We start from the raw sequence: 3,323 nt of genomic DNA on the forward strand, positions 1-3,323 counted from the left end.
CCAGATACTCGCAGGCGATACCAAAACGCGCATAGTTGCGCTGCATCGATTTCAGACCATCGACCTGCCAAGGCTGACTCGCCACGTTCAACTTTCCCGATCGCTCGAAGCTTGCGTCCATGCCATAACGCTGCAAATCCTCCTCGAATGCCACCAGGTTCTCCCGACCCAGTCGCACCAGTTGCTCTGCTTCCTTGGGCCAGCGTTTCAGTGCATTGGATACGCCATGGGAGATGCTCGGCGCGCAGAACCCGCCATTACGACCACTGGCTTCACCGCCACACCGACCGGCTTCCAGCACCACGATCGTCGCGTCGGGCCAGCGCTGACGGGCAATCAATGCAGTCCATAACCCGACAAACCCGCCGCCCACAATGGCAATATCACACGATAACTCGCCGGTCAGTCTTGGCGCGGCGGGCGCATCCGTCCGGGTTTCCTGCCAGACAGGGTAAGGCCGGGCTTCAGCCAGAGAGCGGTTTTCAATAGGTAATGTCATGCACGCCCGCTCCAGAAAATTCATGGGCCGACGCTAAAGCAATGGCCGGCGCTTTCACAGGCGCAAACCTCGCAGCGGACACGGGAGGAAAACCGGCGTTTCTGGAATACTCTTGGCTTCATCCTGATCTGCGCCATGGAGTCCGTCGTGGAAATACCTGATTTACCCACCACCCCCACCTTCCTTGCGGACCCGTCGAGTGTGCAGACTCATGAAGTGACTGTGCGTTATCACCAGGCCTGGAAGCGATGCGATCTGGACGGTGTGATGGCGCTGTATCACCCCGACGTCGAGTACAACGATTTTTTCCAGAACCGCACCATCGACTATGCACAGCTGCGCGACTACCTCAGGGCAAGCATGCCGTCTGKATCAGAAGAGTTGCAGACCTACACCGATCGCCTGCGCATCGATGGCAACACTGCGTTCCTGCAGTACCGGGTGACGCTCAATGGCAGCGATGGCCTGGTTTCATTCAGTACGGTTGAAGCACTGACGGTGAAGGACGGGTTGATTGTCAAAGTCAACGAGCACGCGGTGCTGGTCGCCCAGGCGCCAATGGTTATTCGCCCGGCGTACAGCGCCGACGCCGTCAGCCGGTTGGGGTTATCGGCTCGTCAGGTCGGTGCGCTGGCCAATGATCTGCAGCAGTACTTCGAGCGGTCGAAGCCTTATCTCGATCCGCGACTTGATCTGTCRCGTGTCGCAGCGTCGACGGGTTATACACGTAACCAAATTTCGTTTTTTCTGAATCAGGTTCGAGGTCAGACATTTTATACATTTCTCAATGAGTTGCGGCTTGAGGAGGCGTTGGGCCGGTTGAACGAGCAGCGTCATGCGGCGCGGATCGACGAGATTGCCAGTGCTGCGGGGTTTAACTCATTGTCGACTTTTTATCGGTGTTTCAAGGAGCGGACGGGGTGTTCGCCCAAGGGTTACTTAAAGCTTCTGACCTGATGACCCGCGCAAGCGGTTACACCCTGCCCACCGGACACCGATCCGGCTTCCCCCTGCGAACCCCTCGATTAAAAAAAACTCAACGACGCGGCCGAGCACGCGCTCAACTTCTACCTCAACCCGGCTGCGCTCATGAACAATACTCCTCGCAAATCCAGCACCATTTACATGATTGCCCCCGATGTCGACCATTAAACCTTGCTGGAGCAATCCTGTGAGAACCTGGCGTCGGCCATTGTCATGGGCTGTTTCATTGCCGAATAGCAGCTTTCGCTTGATAAAGGACCCCTGTCATGTATTTTCAATTGACCGACCTTCTATCTGGAGGCATCCCATGCCACTGGTTCGTGTCGACATCAAAAAGCATCAGGATCCCACCTTCGTCAAACGCGTCGGCCTGCTCATTTACGCCGCCATGCACAGCGCCATCGCCGTGCCGGAAAACGATAACTTCCAGATTCTGACGGAGCACGATGAACACCATTTCATCTTCGACCCCCAATACCTGGGCATCAAACGCACCGACAACCTGGTGATCATCCAGATCACGCTGAGCGAAGGCCGCTCGGACGAGAAGAAAAAACTGCTCTACAAAACCATCGCCGAAAGCCTCAATCGCGAACTGGCGGTGCGCCTGGAGGATGTTTTTATTAATTTGGTGGAAGTGAAAAAAGAGAACTGGTCGTTCGGCAACGGGATTGCCCAGTACGCCCTTTGATCCCCCACCTTTATACCTGTGAGCCACTGATGCCCCGAGTTTCCCGCAAACAAGCCGACCTCAACCGCGAAATCATTGTCGAGGCTGCCACGCGCTTGTTTCGCGAGCGGGGCCTGCACGGCATCAGTGTTGTCGATGTCATGGCGGCGGCAGGTCTCACCCATGGCGGTTTCTACGGGCATTTCGAGTCCAGGGAAGCGTTGGCGCAAGAGGCCAGTGGTCGGGCGTTCGCGCAATCGGCAGAACGCTGGCAGGAACGAATTGACGCCCATGGCGACGACAAAGACGCCGCCCGTCGTGCGTTGATCGAGCCGTATTTATCCCAGGCCAGCCGCGACAATCCGGGTGAAAGTTGCCCGGTGGTCGCCTTCGCCGGGGACATATGCCACGAAGCGGCAGACAGTGGTTTGCGTCAGACCTTCATGGAAGGGCTCGACCAGTTGCTGAAATCCTATGGCTCGTTGCTGGATTCAGGCGATGTCGAAGCCGATCGTCAACAGGCACTGGTGGACTATTCGCTGATGGTCGGCGCCCTGACCCTCGCCCGCGCCAGCCGTGGCGATGCGGTGTCGGATGAAATTCTCGACGCGGCACGCACGTTCCTGACCTCGAAGGGCTCATCAAACTGAACAACCGCGTGTACGACCTTTGGCCATTGCCAAACTTATCGGGAATCAGCAATCTGAAGCGATGTTCGAGCCCCGACATTCCGATGCCCACAGGAGCGCAGCATGCCTGCAACCGTTCTGGTACTGGTTGAAACCATCAATGATTATTTGCCGATTCTCGAACATCAGGGTTTTAACCTGATTCTTGCCCCCACCCCTGCCGAGCGTGCGGCAGCCATCGCCCGTAATGGCGTTCAGATCGATGCAGTGCTGACCCGTGGCCCATTGGGTCTTTACGCCGATGAAATCGCTGCCCTGCCCCACCTCAAGATCATCTGCGTCATCGGCGCCGGTTATGAACACGTAGACCTGCAAGCCGCCGCCGACCGTGGCATCACGGTCACCAACGGCGCCGGAGTGAATGCGTCATCGGTCGCCGACCATGCCATGGCAATGCTGCTCGCGCTGGTGCGTGACATTCCCCGCTGTGATGCAGCTGTGCGTCGGGGTGAATGGCCGAAGATCATGCGCCCTTCCCTGG

5 protein-coding genes are annotated in these 3,323 nt (G+C 57.5%); 4 read left to right on the forward strand and 1 reads right to left on the reverse strand.

Annotated elements, in window-relative coordinates; translation table 11 throughout:
• Positions 1-499 (reverse strand): NAD(P)/FAD-dependent oxidoreductase (locus AC1DSG_RS29355; protein WP_477793999.1); only part of this gene is annotated, 499 nt, incomplete at its 3' end.
• A 147-nt stretch (positions 500-646) separates the two neighbouring features.
• Here AC1DSG_RS29355 and AC1DSG_RS29360 point away from each other — a divergent pair.
• The 4 genes from AC1DSG_RS29360 to AC1DSG_RS29375 form a co-directional block, all read left to right on the forward strand.
• Complete coding sequence (locus AC1DSG_RS29360; RefSeq protein WP_477794000.1) at positions 647-1,456, forward strand: helix-turn-helix domain-containing protein; 810 nt, start codon at positions 647-649, stop codon at positions 1,454-1,456.
• Positions 1,457-1,790: 334 nt separating this feature from the next.
• Positions 1,791-2,174 carry a tautomerase family protein gene (locus AC1DSG_RS29365; RefSeq protein WP_477794001.1) on the forward strand — a complete coding sequence of 128 codons (384 nt, stop codon included), beginning with the start codon at positions 1,791-1,793 and terminating at the stop codon, positions 2,172-2,174.
• 29 nt (positions 2,175-2,203) lie between these two features.
• Positions 2,204-2,803 carry a TetR/AcrR family transcriptional regulator gene (locus AC1DSG_RS29370; protein WP_477794002.1) on the forward strand — a complete coding sequence of 200 codons (600 nt, stop codon included), beginning with the start codon at positions 2,204-2,206 and terminating at the stop codon, positions 2,801-2,803.
• A gap of 102 nt (positions 2,804-2,905) precedes the next feature.
• Positions 2,906-3,323: Rossmann-fold NAD(P)-binding domain-containing protein (locus tag AC1DSG_RS29375; protein WP_477794003.1), on the forward strand; the 418-nt coding region annotated here is incomplete at its 3' end.

It is taken from the genome of Pseudomonas sp. P5_A12, assembly GCF_056400685.1.

Excerpts from the sequence above, each read along its gene's own strand:
- AC1DSG_RS29365 (WP_477794001.1), top strand. The coding sequence starts at position 1,791 with ATGCCACTGGTTCGTGTCGACATCAAAAAGCATCAGGATCCCACCTTC.
- AC1DSG_RS29370 (WP_477794002.1), top strand. The coding sequence starts at position 2,204 with ATGCCCCGAGTTTCCCGCAAACAAGCCGACCTCAACCGCGAAATCATT.